Annotated in this window: 12 protein-coding genes; 4 read left to right on the forward strand and 8 right to left on the reverse strand. The window is 73.6% G+C overall.

All coding sequences use genetic code 11. The annotated features are described in order from the left end of the window. Positions 1-28 precede the first annotated feature (28 nt). The 4 genes from pntB to AC3ANS_RS22320 form a co-directional block, all read right to left on the reverse strand. Positions 29-1444 carry a Re/Si-specific NAD(P)(+) transhydrogenase subunit beta gene (gene pntB / locus AC3ANS_RS22305; RefSeq protein ID WP_488293760.1) on the reverse strand — a complete coding sequence of 472 codons (1416 nt, stop codon included), beginning with the start codon at positions 1442-1444 and terminating at the stop codon, positions 29-31. Continuing rightward, positions 1444-2973, reverse strand: a complete 1530-nt coding sequence (locus tag AC3ANS_RS22310) for a Re/Si-specific NAD(P)(+) transhydrogenase subunit alpha (protein ID WP_488293761.1) — start codon at positions 2971-2973, stop codon at positions 1444-1446. The genes pntB and AC3ANS_RS22310 overlap by 1 nt, the downstream gene beginning before the upstream one ends. 224 nt (positions 2974-3197) lie before the next feature. After that, entirely contained in the window at positions 3198-4115 is a 918-nt protein-coding gene (locus AC3ANS_RS22315) for a 1,4-dihydroxy-2-naphthoyl-CoA synthase (RefSeq protein WP_488293762.1), read from the reverse strand. Between the two features lie 10 nt (positions 4116-4125). Then, on the reverse strand, positions 4126-5301 hold the full coding sequence (locus AC3ANS_RS22320) for an MFS transporter (RefSeq protein WP_488293763.1): 1176 nt from the start codon (positions 5299-5301) through the stop codon (positions 4126-4128). Positions 5302-5424: 123 nt separating this feature from the next. Between AC3ANS_RS22320 and AC3ANS_RS22325 the strand changes: the two genes are divergently transcribed. Both AC3ANS_RS22325 and AC3ANS_RS22330 read left to right on the forward strand, forming a co-directional pair. Next, positions 5425-5871 carry a nitroreductase family deazaflavin-dependent oxidoreductase gene (locus AC3ANS_RS22325; RefSeq protein ID WP_488293764.1) on the forward strand — a complete coding sequence of 149 codons (447 nt, stop codon included), beginning with the start codon at positions 5425-5427 and terminating at the stop codon, positions 5869-5871. Between the two features lie 98 nt (positions 5872-5969). Further along, positions 5970-7286 carry an MFS transporter gene (locus AC3ANS_RS22330; RefSeq protein ID WP_488293765.1) on the forward strand — a complete coding sequence of 439 codons (1317 nt, stop codon included), beginning with the start codon at positions 5970-5972 and terminating at the stop codon, positions 7284-7286. Between the two features lie 30 nt (positions 7287-7316). On the opposite strand, the gene AC3ANS_RS22335 is transcribed toward AC3ANS_RS22330, so the two are convergent. From AC3ANS_RS22335 to recC, 4 genes are read right to left on the reverse strand one after another with little or no spacing between them, the layout of a single operon-like run. Beyond that, positions 7317-7937, reverse strand: coding sequence for an ACT domain-containing protein (locus AC3ANS_RS22335; protein ID WP_488293766.1), 621 nt, complete (start codon positions 7935-7937; stop codon positions 7317-7319). Between the two features lie 54 nt (positions 7938-7991). Then, positions 7992-9740: an exodeoxyribonuclease V subunit alpha gene (gene recD, locus AC3ANS_RS22340; RefSeq protein WP_488293767.1), complete on the reverse strand. Its 1749-nt coding sequence runs from the start codon at positions 9738-9740 to the stop codon at positions 7992-7994. Beyond that, positions 9737-13048, reverse strand: a complete 3312-nt coding sequence (locus AC3ANS_RS22345) for a UvrD-helicase domain-containing protein (RefSeq protein WP_488293768.1) — start codon at positions 13046-13048, stop codon at positions 9737-9739. Before AC3ANS_RS22345 ends, recD begins: the two co-directional genes overlap by 4 nt. Continuing rightward, entirely contained in the window at positions 13045-16377 is a 3333-nt protein-coding gene (recC, locus tag AC3ANS_RS22350; protein WP_488293769.1) for an exodeoxyribonuclease V subunit gamma, read from the reverse strand. Before recC ends, AC3ANS_RS22345 begins: the two co-directional genes overlap by 4 nt. 120 nt (positions 16378-16497) lie before the next feature. Between recC and AC3ANS_RS22355 the strand changes: the two genes are divergently transcribed. Together AC3ANS_RS22355 and AC3ANS_RS22360 are read left to right on the forward strand one after the other, a co-directional pair. Next, positions 16498-16986, forward strand: a complete 489-nt coding sequence (locus tag AC3ANS_RS22355; protein WP_488293770.1) for a cupin domain-containing protein — start codon at positions 16498-16500, stop codon at positions 16984-16986. Positions 16987-17053: 67 nt separating this feature from the next. Beyond that, a complete protein-coding gene (locus AC3ANS_RS22360; RefSeq protein ID WP_488293771.1) occupies positions 17054-18856 on the forward strand; it encodes a sensor histidine kinase in 1803 nt (600 codons plus the stop codon). Positions 18857-18877: the final 21 nt, after the last annotated feature.

Raw genomic sequence — 18877 nt, forward strand, 5'->3', positions numbered from 1 at the left:
GCGTCGCGGGACCGACGTACCGACCGCGTCAGCGAACGGCCTGCTGGGGAAGGTCGGAGAGCGCCCGCACGATGTCCTCGACCCGGTCCTTGGCGTCGCCGAACAGCATGCTGGTGTTGTCGCGGAAGAACAGCGGGTTCTGCACGCCGGCGTAGCCCACGGCCATCGACCGCTTGAAGACGATGACGTCCTTGGCCTCCCACACGTGCAGCACCGGCATGCCGGCGATCGGGCTGCCCGGCTCCTCCAGGGCGGCGGGGTTGACGGTGTCGTTGGCGCCGATGACCAGGACGACGTCGGTGCGTGGGAAGTCGTCGTTGATCTCGTCCATCTCCAGGACGATGTCGTAGGGCACCTTCGCCTCGGCGAGCAGCACGTTCATGTGACCAGGCAGCCGGCCCGCGACCGGGTGGATGCCGAAGCGGACCTCGACGCCGCGGGCCCGCAGCTTGCTGGTGAGCTCGGCGACCGGGTACTGCGCCTGCGCGACCGCCATGCCGTAGCCGGGAGTGATGATCACGCGGGATGCGTCGGCCAGGAGCTCCGCGACCTCCTCGGCCGAGATCTCGTGGTGCTCGCCGTAGTCGGTGTCCCCCGACGAGGCGACCTCGATCCCGAAGCCGCCGGCGATCACCGAGATGAACGAGCGGTTCATCGCCTCGCACATGATGTAGGACAGGTAGGCACCCGAGGAGCCGACGAGCGCCCCGGTCACGATGAGCAGGTTGTTGTCGAGCAGGAACCCGGACGCGGCCGCGGCCCAGCCGGAGTAGCTGTTCAGCATCGACACCACGACCGGCATGTCGCCACCGCCGATGGACGCGACCAGGTGCCACCCCAGGGCGAGCGCCACGGCGGTCACGGCGATCAGCACGCCCAGGTTCGGCGAGACGACGAACCACACGGTCAGCACCGCGAAGACCGCCAAGGCGCCGAGGTTGATCATGTTCTTGCCGGGCAGCACCAGCGGCGCCGACTTGATGCGGGCCGAGAGCTTGAGGTTGGCGACGATCGAGCCGGTGAACGTCACGGCGCCGATGAAGACGCCCACGCCCACCTCGGCGCTGTGGATCCGGTACAGCGAGCCGGTGAGCCCCTCGTCGTACAGGTAGCCGTTCCAGCCCACGAGGACCGCGGCCAGACCGACGAAGGAGTGCAGCAGCGCGATCAGCTCGGGCATGCCGGTCATCGCGACCACCCGGGCCCGCCACAGGCCGATGGCGGCCCCCACCGACACGGCCACGACGAGGAGGACCAGCGGGAGTGTCTCGTCGGTGTCGTGGACGAGGAGACCCACGGTGGCGGCCAGCGCCAGCGCCATCCCGGCGATGCCGTAGCTGACGCCGTTGCGGGCGCTCTCGTGGCGCGACAGGCCCGCGAGACTGAGGATGAAGAGGAGCGAGGCGACCAGGTAGGCGCCGACGGCGATGCTCACGGCACTCATCACTGGTCCGCCTTCCGGAACATGCCGAGCATCCGGCGCGTCACGGCGAAGCCGCCGAACACGTTGATGCTGGCCAGGAGCACTGCGACGAAGGACAGGGTGCGTACGGCGGCGTCGTCGACCCCGAGCTGGAGCATGGCTCCGACGACGATGATCCCGGAGATCGCGTTCGTGACGCTCATCAACGGCGTGTGCAGCGCGTGGTGCACGTTCCCGATCACGTAGTAGCCGATCACGATCGCGAGCGTGAGCACGAAGAAGTGCTCGGGCAGCGGGGCCGGGGCGGTCGCCGCCACGACGAACAGCAGGACGGACACCGCGGCGAACACCAGCCACATCGGCCGCTTCTTCTTCGGCGGCGGCGGCTCGGCCGGTGCGGCCGGGGCCGGCGCCTTCGGCGCCGCGGACACCTGCACCGGGGGCGGGGGCCAGAGCACCTCGCCCTCGCGCACGACCGTCAGCCCCCGCTGGACCGGGTCGTCGAGGTCGAGGGTGAGGGCGCCGTCCTTCTCGGGCGTCATCAGCGTCAGCAGGTTGACGACGTTGGTGCCGAAGAGCTGGGAGGTCTGCGCCGCCAGGCGGCCCGCGAGGTCGGTGTAGCCGAGGATCCGCACCCCGTTGTCGCTGACGACGTCCTCGTCGGCCACCGTCAGCGCGACGTTGCCGCCGTTGGCGGCGGCCATGTCGACGATGACGCTGCCGGGTCGCATGCCGGCCACCGTCTCCTCGGTGATCAGGCGCGGCGCCGGGCGCCCCGGGATGAGGGCGGTGGTGATGACGATGTCGGCCGCACGCGCCTCCTCGTCGTACATGGCGGCTGTCGCCTTCTCCTGCTCCTCGGTCATCTCCTTGGCGTAGCCGTCGGAGCTGACCTCGGACTGCATGTCGACGGTGACGAACTGCGCGCCCATCGACTCGACCTGCTCGGCGACCTCGGGGCGTACGTCGAAGGCGCGGACGATCGCGCCCATCGACCCGGCCGCGCCGATCGCCGCGAGCCCGGCCACGCCGGCCCCGACGACGAACACGCGTGCGGGCGAGATCTTGCCGGCCGCGGTGACCTGGCCGGTGAACTGGCGGCCGAAGGCGTGCGCGGCCTCGACGACGGCGCGGTAGCCGGCGACGTTGGCCATCGAGGAGAGCACGTCCATCGACTGCGCCCGCGAGATCCGCGGCACCGCGTCCATCGCCAGGCCGGTCACGCCGGCGGCGGCGAGCCGCTCGACGAGCTCGGGTGTGCGCGCCGGCGCCATCAGCGAGACCACCGTGGCGCCGCGACGGAGGCGGCCGACCTCGTCGTCGGTGGGGGCGTTGATCTTGACGACGATGTCGCTGGACCACACGTCCTCGGTGCTGCCCACCGTCACCCCGGCGTCGGCGTACGCCTCGTCGGGCTGGCTGGCGGCGCCACCGGCGCCGGACTCGACGACGACGTCGTATCCGAGCTTGACCAGGCGCGACGCCGTCTGGGCGGTCGCGGCCACGAGGGTCTCACCCGCTCGCGACTCGCGCGGAACACCGATACGCACAGGACCTCCTGGGGGACGCTGACGGCCGGTGACACCTCACCAGCCGGACTCGAACCTGTCAGTGACCGCAGTCACGTCCGGCCCGTGCGTCCCACAGCATGGACGCGGCCGAGCGCGTCGCACGCTACCCCGGCGAAGGTCCCCCCATGAAGGGCCGAAGGTCGTCCGCATACCGCGGCCCCTGGGCGGGCGCCAGCGACGGCCGGCTCCGTGGTGCCAGGGGCTCAGTAGTACCAGGGGAAGGGCGACCAGTCGGGCTCGCGCTTCTCGAGGAACTGGTCGCGGCCCTCCTGGGCCTCGTCGGTCATGTACGCCAGGCGGGTGGTCTCACCCGCGAAGAGCTGCTGGCCGACCAGGCCGTCGTCGATGGCGTTGAAGGAGTACTTCAGCATCCGCTGGGCCGTGGGCGACTTGCCGTTGATGATCCGGCCCCACTCCAGCGCGGTCGCCTCGAGCTCGGCGTGCGGGACGGCGCGGTTGACGGTGCCCATCCGGACGCCGTCCTCGGCGGAGTACTCCTGGCCGAGGAAGAAGATCTCGCGAGCGAACTTCTGCCCCACCTGGCGGGCGAGGTACGCCGAGCCGAAGCCCCCGTCGAACGACCCGACGTCGGCGTCGGTCTGCTTGAACCGCGCCTCCTCGAGGCTCGCCAGCGTCAGGTCGCAGACCACGTGCAGGCTGTGGCCGCCGCCGGCGGTCCAGCCCGGGACCACGCAGATGACGATCTTGGGCATGAAGCGGATCAGCCGCTGCACCTCGAGGATGTGCAGCCGGCCCAGCTTCGCCTTGTCGACCGTGTCCGCGGTCTCGCCCTCCGCGTACTGATACCCTGCCCGGCCCCGGATGCGCTGGTCGCCGCCGGTGCAGAACGCCCACTTGCCGTTCTTGGCGCTCGGGCCGTTGCCGGTGAGCAGCACGCAGCCGACGTCGCTGGAGGTGCGCGCGTGCTCGAGTACCCGCAGCAGCTCGTCGACCGTGTGCGGACGGAACGCGTTGAGGATGTCGGGCCGGTCGAAGGCCACCCGGACGGTGCCGTGCGCCTTGGCGCGGTGGTAGGTCAGGTCGGTCAGGTCCTCGAAGCCGGGGACGGTGTCCCAGGCGTCGGTGTCGAAGATCTCCGACACCCCGTCGATCGCGCTCATGCGGCTGAGGCTAACGGGCCCGCGCCCACGCCCCGGCGAGCAGGGCGGCCGCGCCGAATGCCACCGCGGCCGGGAGGTACGGCGTCGCACCGGCCGCGACGAGCGCGCCGGTGAGCGCCGTCCCGAGCGCGTACGCCAGGTTGGTGGAGGTGTTCACCAGCGTGGACGCCTCGGTGCGCTGCCCCTCGGGCGCCAGCCGGTCCGCGGCCTCGAACGCCTCGACGAACGTCGGCGCCCAGGCGAGGCCGCCCGCCGAGATCAGCACCGCCGCTACCCAGAACGGCGCGAACGCCGCACCGAGCAGCAGGCCGGCGCTCCCGGCCAGCAGCACGGGCACCGGCGGCAGCACCCGCCGCGAGGCCGCCCACAGCACGCCACCGGTCACCGAGCCGGCCGAGAGACAGGCCTCGACCACGCCTGCCCAGCTCGGGTGGTCGACGGCGTCGGCGGCCGCGGCGACCCCGGTCAGCGTGAGGGAGGCGCCGATGCCGAAGCACCCCATCGTCACCATGAGCCGGGGCACCCCGGCTCGGCGCGCCGGACCAGCGAGGCTGCCCCGCGCGACGCCGGGCTCGGCGCGCACGGTCGCCGCGGGCGAGAGGACCAGCCCGGTGGTGCCGACGGAGGCGAGGACGGCGACGACCACGAGACCGTTCCGCGCCGGTCCCACCGCCAGGAGTGCGCCCGCGATCGCCGGACCGACCAGGTAGAGCGTCTCCTCGGCCACCGTGTCGATGGAGTAGGCCCGGGCCCGCAGGCCGGTGCCGTCGGTGAACCACCGCCACTGGGCCCGCATCGACGGCCCCAGCGCGGGCGCGCAGACCCCGAGCGGCACCGCGATCGCGACCCACGCCACGGGTTCGGACACCCCGCCGAGCGAGAGCGCGAGGGCGACGCCGAGCAGGCCGACCCACGTGCCGGCGACCAGCGGCAGCACGCGCCGCTGACCCCAGCGGTCCAGGGCACGCGCCTGGAGCGGCATCGCGAGCGCGCCGAGCCCGAAGACCGCGACGGCGCCGCTGGCCGCCGCGAACGAGCCGGTGGCCTGGCGGACGGTGAAGATGAACGAGAGCGGGAGCACGCCGTACCCCAACCGGCCGACGAGGCCCAGCGCGAAGGTGCGCAGGACCACGGGACGGGAGAGCAGGCCGCTCCCGGCACGAGACGTGCCCGTGATGCCGGACATGGAGGGACTCCGTGAGGATCGAGAGGGACGGGACCGGAACGCGGTCGACCGTCAGTCACGGAGGCGTTGCATGGCGCCATCCTAGGCCTGGAATACGGCGGCCGCGCATGGTCTTCTGAGGACATGACTCTCGAAGGCGAGTACGAGCCCAGCCCGGAGCAGTGGGTCCGCGACCAGGTCGCGGAGTACGAGGCGTCCGACGGCGCCCGCATGAACACGCTGCCTGACCACCCCGAATGGCCCGTCGTGGTCATCACCTCGAAGGGCGCCAAGTCCGGCAAGCTGCGCAAGAACCCCGTGATGCGCGTGGAGAAGGACGGTGTGTACGCCGCGGTCGCGTCCAAGGGCGGCGCTCCCGAGCACCCGACCTGGTACCACAACTTCGTGGCCCACCCGGAGGTCGACCTCCAGGACCGCGCGGAGAAGCACACCTACTCCGTGCGCATCGCCGAGGGGGCCGAGCGCGAGGAGTGGTGGGAGCGCGCGGTCGCGGTCTACTCGCCGTACGCCGAGTACCAGCAGAACACCGACCGCCAGATCCCGGTGTTCATCCTCGAGCGCAAGGACTGACCTCGTCGCCTCCCGCCGAGTGACGCGAGCTGGCAGACGCGACCGTCTTCCCAGCCAATTCACGTCACTCGACGGCACGGGTGCGCCACGATGCGCGTGTGACCGCGACCACACCGGCCCCTGAGTCGGCCCCGCGATCGGCACTGGCCGAGCCGACGACCAACCCGCCGGCCCGGTGGATCACCGCCATCACCTTGGCGAGCGTCGGCTTGTGGGCGGGGTTCTTCGGGCCGATCCAGGTGCTGCTCGCCCAGCAGGCCGAAGAGATCGCCCCCGACGACAAGAAGGTCGTCCTCGCGGTCGTGCTCGGCCTGGGTGCCTTCGTCTCGGTGGTGTGCAACCCGGTGTTCGGCGCGTTCTCCGACCGCACCACGCTGCGGATCGGGCGCCGACTGCCCTGGGTGGCGGGCGGAGCGGTCGGCGGCGCCCTGTCGCTGCTGCTGCTCGCGGTCGCCCACAACGTCGTTGTGATGGCGATCGGCTGGTGCGGGGTGCAGGCCACCCTCAACGCCATGCTCGCGGCCGTGACCGCCACCGTCCCCGACCAGGTGCCGGTCGGCGAGCGCGGCCGGGTGGGCGGCATCCTCGCGGTCGCCCAGACCGTGGGCGTCGTGGCCGGCACCGGCATCGCGTCGGTCACGGGCAGCATCGCGGCGGGGTACGCCGTCACCGCGGGTGTGCTCGTGGTGCTGGCGCTGCCGTACTGCTTCGACCCGCGTGACCTCGCGCTGGCTCCGGCCGAGCGGCCGGTGGCGTTCGACTGGGGCGCGTTCGTCCGGGGGTTCTGGATCTCGCCGCGCCAGCACCCGGACTTCGCGTGGGCGTGGCTCACCCGGTTCCTGGTCAACCTCGGCAACGCGCTCGGCCTGCTCTACCTCCTCTACTACCTGCAGGACGTGATCGGCGTCGACAAGGACGAGGCCGACGACCGGGTGTTCCTGCTGACCGCGATCTATGCGGCGGTGATCATGGCGACCACCGTCGTGTTCGGGATCTGGAGCGACCGCACCGGCAAGCGCAAGGTGTTCGTGACCTGGTCCGGCGTGGTGGGCGCGCTCGCGTCGCTGCTGCTCGCCGTCGGCCAGAGCTGGCCGGCCGCGGCCGTCGCGGCCGTGCTGATGGGCATCGGCTACGGCATCTACACCTCGGTCGACTTCGCGCTGATCACCCAGGTGCTGCCCGGTGCCGAGGACCGCGCCAAGGACCTGGGCGTGATCAACATCGCCAACGCCCTGCCCCAGGTGTTCGCGCCGTTCATCGCCGCCCTGATCCTGCTCGTCGTCGAGGCCGCGGGCGGCGTCACCGAGACGAACGGCGAGCGGTTCTCGGTCGGCTACTGCGTGCTGTACGCCGTGGCGTTCCTGGTCGCGATCCTCGGGTCGGTGTTCGTGAACCGGATCCGCTCGGTGCCGTAGGGAGTCGCCCGCCACGCATGTAACGCGGGGTCAGCGGTCGGAGCGAGCGGCGCGGGAGATCGACATGGCCAGGCCGGCCAGGTGACCGAGCCGGGCGATCTCGGAGTCGAGGAACGCCGGGCCGCCCCGGCGACCGATGATCACGATCTCGGACTTGTTCAGCCGGGCACCGCAGTGGATGTTGTTCTCGTCGGCCGCCTCGATCAGCTCCGCGCGCTCGATCGGCTGCCAGACCAGGTCGTGGGGGGCGGCACCGGTGGCGTAGACGACCCCGTCGGCCTTGCTCACCCGCGCGCCCCAGTCGGCCCGGAACACCACGGGGAGCCGGTCGACCAGCCGGTCGAGCGCGCCCTCGGGGTCCTCGCTGAGCTCCTCGACGGCCTCGAGGTCGAGGAAGAGGTTGCCGCCGGCGGTGTAGCGGCTGATCCACAGCACGCGTACGCCGTCCAGGGCGTTGACGGCCGACACGACCGAGTCGGGCATGGACCCCGGAGCGACCTCCAGGAACACGTCGTCGACCGCCGTGCCGCCGTGGTGCTTCTCGACGATCTCGATCGCCTCGATGTCACCACCGGCCTCACCGATCGCACTCGCGAGTCGGCCCAGGGAACCCGGGACATCGGGCAGCTCCACGCGCAACAGGTAAGGCATCACAACTCCAATCCGCCCTCGACCCTAGCCGCCCCACGTTGCGGGGGCGTTTCCTCAGCCGCCGGCGAGACGGCTGCGCAGCCCCGTCGCCCGCTGGGCACGGGTCCCGACCGCGGCGCGTACGGCGGCCTCCGAGCCGACCACACGGACGTGCCGGCGGGCCCGGGTGACCGCGGTGTAGAAGAGCTCGCGGGTCAGCAGCCGCGACCCCTCGTCGGGAAGCAGCACGGTCACTCGGTCGGCCTGGCTGCCCTGGCTCTTGTGGATCGTCATCGCGTGCACGGTCTCGACCGCGTCGAGCCGACCCGGGGTGAAGTCGAGCAGCCCGCCCGATCCGGCGATCCACGCGCGCAACCGGCCGTCCTCACCCAGCACCGCCACGCCGGTCTCGCCGTTGTAGACCTGGAGCGTGTAGTCGTTGGCGCTGACCAGCAACGGGCGACCGACGTACCACTCCGGCCAGATCTCCTGGCCGGTCTCCTCACCGAGCCACTGCTCGACCCGCTGGTTCCAGTGCCGGACCCCGTGCGGCCCCTCGCGGTGGGCGCACAGCAGCCGGTGCTCGTCGAGCGCGGCCACCGCAGCGGCGGGGTCGCCGGTCTCGGCGGCTCGTCGCACCCGCAGCGCCGCAGCCACGGCATCGGGCCGCAGCGCGGCCTCGGCGTCGTCGGTCTCGACGAACTCCACCTCGGCCGAGGGCGACCGCAGGGCCGCGAGCACGGCGTCCGCGTCCCCGACCCGCAGCGCCTCGGCGAGGGACTTGATGTCCTCGGTCGAGCGGAAGTTCTCGGTCAACGACACCACGGGCGAGCGCGGGTCGCCGTCGTAGCCGGCGACCAGGTCGGAGAGCACCGCACCGGCTCCGACCGAGGTCAGCTGCCGCGGGTCGCCGACCAGCACCAGCCGCGCCTGCGGCCGGACCGCCTCCAGCAGTCGCGCCATCATCGTGAGCTCGACCATCGAGGACTCGTCGACCACGATCAGGTCGTACTTCAGCCGGTTGCCCCGGTCGTGGCGGAACCGCGTCGTGTTGCCGGGCAGCCAGCCGAGCAGTCGGTGCAGGGTCATCGACTCCAGCGGCAGCAGCCGCTCCCGGTCGGCCGGGTCGAGGTGCTGCAGCTCGGCGACCACGGCCTCCTGCAGGCGGGCGGCGGCCTTGCCGGTGGGGGCGGTGAGCGCGATCGACGTACGCCGTCTCGACCCGTCCTGGTCGGCGACCAGCGCCAGCAGGCGGGCGACCGTCGTGGTCTTGCCGGTGCCCGGGCCACCGGTGAGCACGGTGGTCCACTGCCGCACCGCGCGCACCGCGGCCGCCTCCTGCTCCGGGCTCAGGTGGGACCCACGCACCCGCTCGAGGGCCGCGGCGAGCGACGCCTCGTCGACCTCCGGGGCCGGCTGGTCCGCGCGGGCGTGCAGGTCGTCGATCACCTGGGTCTCGAGCCGGTGGTAGCGATCGAGGTAGAGCAGGCCACCCTCGAGGCGTACGGCGCCCGCAGCGACCACCGGGGACGCCGTCACCGCCGCGAGCCACGGGTCCGCTCCGGGCCAGGGCAGCTCGGGCGCCAGCTCCGGCACCGTCGCGAGGTCGACGCACACCGACCCGTGCCGGACGGCCCGCACCGCGAGCGCCACGGCGAGCAGCACGGACTCGTCGGGCTCACCGGCGAGGTCGCCGAGCCGGGTCGCCACGTGCACGTCGGTGGACTCCAGGAGCCCCGCGGCGTTGAACGCCGCCAGCAGACCCTCCGCGCCCGCCGCCAGCCGCCAGTCGCGCTCGTCGACGGGCTCGAACAGCTCGGTCATCGCCGCACCCCGTCCAGCAGGTCGGAGATCTCCTCGACCAACGCCACCGGGGGTCGCCAGGAGAAGACCCCGCACGGCTCGCCGTCCACGACCGGGGTGCCGGGCCCGCACATGCCGCGCAGGTAGAGGTAGAGCACGCCGCCGAGGTGGGTCGCCGGGTCGTAGCCGGGCTGGCGCCACCGCAGGAACCGGTGCAGCACCACGGCGTACAGCAGCGCCTGCAGGGGGTAGTCGGAGTGGCCAATCGCCCCCGCCAGGACCTCGGGCCGGTAGTCGAGTGCGGTCAGCGGCAGGTCGTGGCCACCGAGCCAGTTCGTCTTGTAGTCCACGACGAGGTAGCGCGGGCCGGGCAGCCGCAGGACCACGTCGACGGAGCCCGTGAGGTAGCCGCGCAGGCTCTGGCCACCGAGCACCGGGTGCTCCAGCGCCTCGGCGTAGGGCCGGACGGGGTCACCGGCCGGCAGGTGCCGGCGCAGGATCGGCGCCAGGTCTCCCAGGCGTACGTCGACCACGCGGCCGGCCGCACCGGCGAGGTCCCCGCCGGCGAGCGGCAGCTCGAACTCCATCTCCCGCATCCGGTCGCCCAGAGCGACCGACCGCAGGGTCGCGCCGTCGGCGAGCGGTCCGAGCGGGGAGTCGATCACCTGGACGAGTGCGTCGGCCAGCTCGTCACGGTCGAGTGCCACCGGCCAGCGCACGAGCTGCTCCTCGATGTGGGCGAGCAGCTCGGCGCGCAGGTCGGGCGCCTGCGGGTCGGCGTGCTCGAGCACGGCGTGGACCAGGGACCCGAACGTCGCGCCCACCGGCAGTCCCCCCATCGGGGACGCCGGCGCACCCTCGGCCTCCTGGCCGGGAGCGGGTGCAGCCGTCACCTCCTCGTCCTCCTTCGCGACGACCTCGGGCTCGCTGCCGACCCCACCCGGGGTCGCGACGGCGGCGGCGTCGATGACCGACGTGAGCGAGGAGTACGACGTGCGTCGCCATCCGGTGTCGACGGTGCGGGTGAACGCCCGCGCCGTCAGCGCACCCGGGGCGGGGAGCACCGGGTCGGGACCGGGGTCGGCGGGGACTGCGGGCTCGGGCACCGGTCCGTGCTCGCGCTCCCACGCCGCGAAGATCTCGGCGGCCTCGTCGTCGGTGCGGTTGGCGAACTCGACCGGGACGACCGACGTGCCGGGTCGCCGGCCCTGGAGCATCCGGTGGAGCGGCGAGGCCGGGGTGTTGCGGGTCGGAGCCCACCAGGCGACCACCTGGGACTGGGCACGCGTGGCGGCGACGTACAGGAGCCGGAGCCACTCGCCCGCCTCCTCGTCCTGCCAGCGCGCGACGTGGTCGTACCACCCGGGGCCACCGCCGCCGCCGACGTCGACGCAGCGACGGCCCTCGGCGTCGTGGAACAGCGGCATCGAGGGCTTGGGCACGTTGCGGTCGGCGAGCGCGGGGAGATAGACGACGGGGTACTCCAGGCCCTTGCTGGCGTGGATCGTCACGAGCTGGACGGCGGCCGCGTCGGAGTCGAGCCGCCGGGTGCGCTCGGCGCCGCGCCCGGCTCGGCCCTCGGCGACCTGGCCGCGCAGCCAGGTCAGCAGCGCGACCACGCCGAGCCGCTCGCTGAGGGCCACCTCGTGGAGGGCCTCGCCGAGGTGGCGCAGGTCGGTGAGCCGCCGCTCGCCACCCACCTCGGCCAGCACCCGGGCCGGCAGCCCGTCGGCGTTGGCCGCCTCGAGCACCGCGGCCACCCCGCGCAGTGCCAGCACCTCGGCCCAGGACCGCAGCGTCTCGGCGACCGCGTCGGTCAGCTCGTCGGTGAGGTCGGCGGCCCGGTGACCGAAGAAGCAGGTCAGCGCGGCGGCCCGCACCCGCGGGCTGCGGTGCGGCTGCTCGAGCGCCTCGAGCAGCTGGAGCCACTCGACGGCGGCCGGTGTGGCGAACACGCTGCCGCCACCGGCGATCACCGCCGGGATCCCGACCTGGAGCAGCGCCTCGCGGGCCTCGGCCAGGTCGGCGTGGCGGTAGCTGATCACCGCCACGTCGCGGGGCTCGAGCGGGCGTCCGCAGTGGGTCGCCCCCGAGGCGAGGAGAGCGCGTACGTCGAGGGCCAGGTCGCGGGCGATGTGCGGGCGCACCTGGCCGACCGTCAGCGGGTTGCTGCCCCGTCGGCCGAACTGGTCGCGGCGCACGACCCGGAGCCGGAACGGCTCCGGGTGGGGCGCCCCGGCCAGCCGGCTCTGCTGGTGGTGGGCCTCGACGTCGTGGACGACGATCCGCTCGTCGCCGAGCGCGGCGCCCCGCAGCATCGCCTGCAGCGGGCGCAGCAGCGTGCCGTCGCAACGCCAGTTGACCGCGAGCGTCTGCCGCCGGGTGGCGGTCTCGGCGGCCTGGAGGTAGGTCGCGACGTCGCCACCGCGGAAGGCGTAGATCGCCTGCTTGGGATCACCGATGAGCACCATCGTCGCGTGGCCGCTGAACGCCCGGTCGAGCACCTGCCACTGGACCGGGTCGGTGTCCTGGAACTCGTCGACGAGCACGATCCGCCAGCGCTGCCGCATCCGGTCGCGTGCCGGGGCGTCGTCGCGCTCGAGCGCGTCGGCGAGCTGGCCGAGGAGGTCGTCGTAGGACAGGATCCCGAGGCGCCGCTTGCGACGCTCCATCTCCGTCCGCACCGCCCGGGCGAACGCCACCCGGCGACCGGCGGTCGTCGCCGGGTCGGCGGACCCGGGCTCGAGCCGCGCCCGGGGGTCGTTGACCGCGGTGCGCGCGATCGCGAGCGCCTCGGCGTGGGTGAACACCGGGTCGCCCTCGGCGTAGGCGAACGCCCGCAGGTAGAGGTCGTCGACCACCTCGACGACGAGGTCGTCGAGATCCTCGACCAGCCGGGCACGGGCGTCGGTGTCACCGGCGACGCCCAGCGAGCCGAGCACCATCGAGCAGAACTGGTGGGTGGTGGCGATCATCGCCGCGTCGAACTCGGTCAGGGCCGCGGTGATCCGGGCGAGTCGCAGCGCCCGCTCGGTGGCGTCGCAGTCGAGGAGCAGGTCGAGGAGCTCGGACGGCTCGTCGATCGGGTCGCCCATGAGGGCGCGCTCGGCCGCGACCAGCTGGGCACGCACGCGCTCGCGCAGCTCCTGGCTCGCCGCGCGGCCGAACGTCACCACCAGCAGCTGCGCGAGCGGGACGCCCTGCTCGGCGACATAGCGGGTGACGAGCGCGCCGATCGTCCAGGTCTTGCCGGTCCCGGCGCTGGCCTCCAGGAGCGTGGTGCCGGTGGGCAGCGGGTCGCGGATGTCGAACTGACCGGGGGCGCTCACAGTGGACCTACCCTCTCGGCCCCGGTGACCAGGGGCTCCCAGATCCGCCAGGCGTACGTCGCGAGGCCGGCCTCGAGCAGCACCTCGAGGGGCGCGCGCGGACCGTAGACCCGCACGTGGTGGGCGTCGGCGTCCTCCCCGGTGATCCCGAACCGGTTGTTGGGGTCGGTCACCCACTCCCGCGCGGCGGCGTGCTCGGGCGAACGGTCGTCGCCGCGGAGCTCGCGCGCGCGGGTCTCGGCCCAGGTCTGGGCGGTGAGCAGCGGCACCGGGAGCGGCCGGGTGAGGCCGAGGTCGCGCAGCTCGACCAGGTCGCGCAGCCAGTCGAGCGCGCGGTGGTCGAGGGGGCCGGCGAGTGCCCGGAGGGGTCCGGCCCGGTCGCGCCCGACCGCGTGGGCGGTCCAGGAGTCGTCGAGCCGGCCGGCGCTGAGCGCGAGCAGGTCGACCCACGACATCAGCCGCTGGCGGGCCTTGAGCCGGGAGTAGCCGAGGGAGACCACCTTGTTGCCGTAGACACCGGACACCGTGCCGGTGAGCCGGCGACCGCCGCCGAGGTCGACGTCGACGTCGATGCTGCGCGGGGTGCCCGCCCGCAGGTCGGCCGTGCGGGTGAGCAGCTTCTGCGACTCCTCGACGACCGCGGTGAGCGACCTGGTGCCGAGCACCCCGGGCGGCAGCGTGCCGCGCAGCTGCTCGGCGGTCATCACCGCGACCGGGTCGCGGCCGGCGAGCACCTCGCGCAGGATCCGGTCACCCACGCCCCACAGCTCGAGGGCGTCGAGGTCGACCGGGATCGCGTCGGCCACCTCCTCAGCCTCGAGCGGCACCGCGAGGTCGAGCCGGTCACGCAGGAAGGACCGCACCGGGTGGGCCAGGAACGCCTTGAGGTCGGCCAGGCTCACGTCCTCGGCGGGAGCCGGCGGGAGCGGCTCGGGCAGGAACGCCGGCACCGGCGTGCGCGGCCGGGAGGCCGCCCGGGCACCCGCGAGCGCTGCCGTGTCGAAGCTGAACGGACGGCCCTCGAAGTTGCGCGGGTCGTGGGGCTGCAGCGGGTGCCGCACCAGCACCGCGTCGCGGACCGGGGCGCTGGCCGTGCGGTCGAGCGCGTCGAGGATCTCGCCCAGAGGTACGGCGGGCGGGCGCGTCAGGCCGGAGTGCTCGTTGGCCCCGGTGTAGGTCACCACCAGGGTCTCGCCGGCCGCGAGGACCGCGTCGAGCAGCAGCTGCCGGTCCTCGCTGCGCAGGTCCCGCTCCCCGGTCAGCGGCCGGCGGGCGAGCACGTCGTCGCCGTCGACGGAGGTCGTCCGCGGGAAGACCCCGTCGTCGAGACCGACCAGGCACACGACCCGATGGGGCACCGAGCGCATGGGGACCAGGGTCGCGACGGTGAGGCTGCCGGTCCGGAAGTTGGCGCGGGTGGGCCGACCCCCCAGCCGGGCGTCGAGGAGGGCGCGCACGTCGGCGAGCCGGAGAGGGACGTCGCGGTCGGCGGCCGAGTCGGCGGCGTGGGCTAGCTCGCGCTCGAACTGCGGCACCTGCCAGGCATCGTCGGCCGGCACGTCGGCCAGGCCGCGGACGCCCTCGCGCAGTGCGGTCATCCACTCCTGCACCGGTCCGGCGGCCGCGAGCGCGGCGACCGTGTCACCGACCCTGCTCACCAGCTCCGCGAGCCTCCCGGCGAGGTCGAGGTCGCCGCTGCCGACGTCGTCGAGGGGCAGGCCGCGCCCGACGTAGCGGTGCTCGTCGCCACTCATCGCGACGCCGAGCAGGATCCGGTCGAGACCCGACCGCCAGGTGTTGTGGGCGAAGCCCTGCATCGCGAAGCCCGCCCGCTGGTCGGCGTCCAGCCCCCAGCGGATGCCGGCCTCGGTGACCCACGCGGTGATGCGGGCGAGGTCGTCGTCGGTGAGGCGGAACCGGTGGCGGACGACCTCCAGCGAGGCCAGGTCGAGGACCTCGGTCGCGGTGACCCGGCCACCCGCGAGCTCCACGAGGCGCGCGGCGACGCCGAGCAGCGGGTTGGTGCTGCTCGGGGCGCGGTCGGCGAGCCGGACGCGTAGCCGGTGGGCCGGGTGACCGGCGGTCTCGCTGCCGGGGGCGACCCCGCGGTCCACCACGTCGGCGAGCCCGAAGCCGGCGGAGATCAGCGGTGCGAACGACTCGATGTCGGGGCACATCACCAAGATGTCGCGCGGCTCGAGGGTCGGGTCGTCGTCGAGCAGCCCGACGAGCACCTCGCGCAGCACGTCGACCTGGCGGGCCTGCCCGTGGCAGGCGTGCACCTGCACACTGCGGTCGTGCGGCTCGTGCACCCGCGCCGCCCGCTCCTGCGCACCGGGCGCGCGGTTGGCGCGCAGGTCGGCCTGGAGCCAGCCGAGCAGCGTGGGGCGGTCGTGCGCGGCCGGGAGGGACGGCGCGACCCCGTCGACCCCGACACTGGACAGCGCCCGGCGCAGCTCACGGCTGTCGCGTCCGAGGCTCGCCAGGAGCGGGTGGTGCACCGCACCGGCCGAGCCGTCGGTGTCGCGCGGAACCGGCCCGCCCAGCCCGGCCAGCTCGTCCCAGAGCGCGAGCGAGGGTTGCGGCAGCCACAGGTGCACGTCGCGGTGCTCGCCGAGCGCGGCCAGCAGCTCGACCTCGGTCACCGGCAGCCGGGTGTGGCCGAACAACGACAGCCGCGGCGGCAGGTCCAACCCGTCGCCACCGGCCCTCAGCGCGGCGAGGGTGGCCGCGTGGCGCAGGTCCGGCGCCGGCTCACCGGCCCGGACGAGCAGCCGGCGCCACACCTCGGGCTGCCACGAGAGGTCGGGGTCGAGCGCGCCGCCCGCGCCGTCGGTGTCGCGCCCCTCGCGCCAGTCGGCGACGAGCGCGGGCCGTTGCACGGCGTACGACGCGTAGAGCCCCGCGAGCCGGCGCGCCACGGAGTAGCGGCGGTTGCGCCGCAGCAACCCCTCCTCACCGTCGAGACCGTGGCCGAGGTGGGCGGCAAGCGTCGCGCACCACGGCTCGTCGAGGCTCGCGTCGATGACCTCGAGCAGCGGCCAGACCAGCCGGTCGGGGTCCCACACGTCGTCGCGCTCGCGGTCGAGCAGCAGTGAGACCAGCGAGCGCGGGTTGAGGAAGCGCACCCCGGCGCAGACCCCGCCACCACCCTCCGGCCCCACCCCGAGCCGGTGGCTGAGCCGCTGCGTGAGCCAGCGCTCCACCCCCTTCGCAGGCACGACCACGACCTCCTCGGCGAACGGGTCGGCCAGCGGCGTGCTCAGCAGGTCACCGAGCGCGTCCGCGAGCACGTCGGTGCGCGGGGCTCGGTGGATCTGCAGGGTCACGCAGCGACCCTATTCGGCGGCGGGGACAGGCCGGGGCGAGGTCGGGCGGCTCCGGCAGCCGACCCACCCCGGTTCGGCGGATCGGCTGCGGCGTACGACGAGCCTCCCTACGCTCCGTCCATGAAGCGACTCCTTCTCCCCCTCGGCGGACTCGCCCTCGTCGGCGCCGGCTTCAGCGCCGGGATCGCCGTCTCCGCCACCGCCGCCGACGACCCCGCCCCGGTGGTGGTCACCCGTGAGCCGCTGGCCGAGGTGGCCGCGCCGCCCGGAGCGCCGCATCGGACCCTGGGACTCAGCAAGGTCGTGGTGATGCCGGGCGCCGAGCTCGCGTCCCACCACCACCCCGGCGCCCAGCTCGGGTACGTCGCTGAGGGCACGCTGACCTACAGCGTCGAGTCCGGTCAGGCCAAGCTCATGAAGGGTCCTGGTGACGACCCGACCCTGGTCCGCACGATCGACCCGGGCGAGACCGTGAAGGTGCGGCCCGGCCGCTGGCTGATCGAGCAGCAGGACGAGGTCCACCACGCCCGCAACGCCGGCACCACGCCGATCGTCATCTACATCGCCACGCTGCTGCGCACCGGCGAGCCGGCGGCGATCCCCGACTGAGGCAGGGGCGCGCGACCCGCCATACTCGACCGCAAACGGGAGCGGTCCGACGGGAGGGGACGGCGCGGTGACGGCGAAGGACGCGACGGAGCACGCGGACGACCCGCGGACCGGCTGGTCCGACTCCGCTGCCCGCGCGGTGCTGCAGCTGATGGTCGAGTCGGTGGCCGAGATGATCGGCTTCGAGGTCGCGACGCTCTCGGTCGTCCTGGACGGCGACATGGTCACGATGGCCTACACCGGCCCCGAGGAGTTCAGCGACTACCTCACCTCGACCGACCCCGTGTCCGTGCTCGATCCCGTGCTCGCCCAGGCCGAGAGCTGGGGCCGGTTCCGGTTCCTGGCCGCCGAGGACTACGACGCCTCCGAGCTCGAGGGGCACTGGATGGTCGTGTCCGAGGAGCAGGCCGGCGGCCCGGACGCGTGGCACCCCATGGACGTGCTGGTCGGCCTGCTCCGCGACGACGAAGGCCGCCTGATCGGGGTGATGTCCGTCGATCGCCCGGTGTCGGGCCGACGTCCCGACGCGGCGCAGCGTCGGCTGCTGGAGCGGTACGCCGCGCAGGCCGAACGCGCCGTCGTCACGGCGTTCGAGCGCGAGGCCCTGGTCCAGCAGATCGCCCACGCCGAGTCGGCCCGCCGGCTGATCCGGTCGGCCTCCATGCCCGACCAGGCCTCGGTGCAGGCCGTGCTCGACCACACCCACCGACCGCTGGTGGAGGGGTTCGGCGCCGCCGGCTCGTGGATCCAGGTCCTCGACGCGCACGGGGGCGGCCCCGGCTACGCCCGCACGAGGGAGGGCCAGGTGGTGACGCTGTCGGACCGGATGGTCAGCCTGGCGCACCGGTTGGCGCCACGCCTGTGGGAGGCCCAGCAGGTGCTGGTCATCGCCGACGGGGTCGACTCCTCGCTCCCGGCGGCCGCGGATGCCGGGCCGCTGCTGCGAGAGGCGCGGCGGCAGCTGTCCGAGCTCGGCCTGAGCTCCGCGCTGGCGGTCCCGCTGGGGGCGGGCGCCGAGTGCCTCGGGTTCCTGGTGCTGTCCCGCCGGGCGCAGGACCCGGCCTGGTCGCCGGTCGAGATCGGCTCGGCTCTGCAGATCGGCTATGACCTCGGCGCCGCCCTGATGACCGTGCGGGCCCTGGAGCGCGAGCGCAGCCTGGTCCACGAGCTCAAGCAGCTCGACGACTACCGCAGCCAGCTGATCGCCACCCTCTCTCACGAGCTGCGCACCCCGCTCACCGTGATCTCCGGCAACCTCGAGCTCCTCAGCGACCTGGACCTCGGCCCGGCCGCACAGCCCTACCAGGCCGCGATGACGCGGGGCACCGTCCGGATGCAGAAGGTCGTCGACGACCTGCTGCTGCTCGCGCGGGTCAGCGACCCCCAGCACCCGCTGGAGCGGGTGCCCGTCGACCTGCGGACGGTGGGCTCGGCGGTCGTCGCCCTGGTGCGGTCGACCGCCGAGGCGAAGGGGCTGTCCCTGGAGCTGGAGGTGGACGACGCCGACCTCGTCGTCCCGGGCGACCCCACGGAGCTCGACCGCCTGCTGAGCAACCTGGTCAGCAACGCGGTCAAGTACACCCCGAGCGGGGGCACGGTCACGATCAGCGTCGGCCGCGACCCTGTCGACCCTGTCGACAAGGTCGTCGTACGCGTCGCCGACGACGGCCTCGGCATCTCCGAGGAGGACCAGGTCGGGCTGTTCCGCCCGTTCTTCCGGACCACCAACCCCGACGCCCTCCGCGAGCCCGGCACCGGCCTGGGCCTCGCGATCGTCGCCACGATCGTGGATCGCCACGGCGGCGAGGTCACCGTGCAGTCGCGGCCGGGCGCGGGCACGACCTTCACGGTGACGTTGCCGGCCATCTGATCGCCGGACGCACAGGAGGCG

The sequence above is a fragment of the Nocardia sp. 149-1B genome (assembly GCF_057747975.1).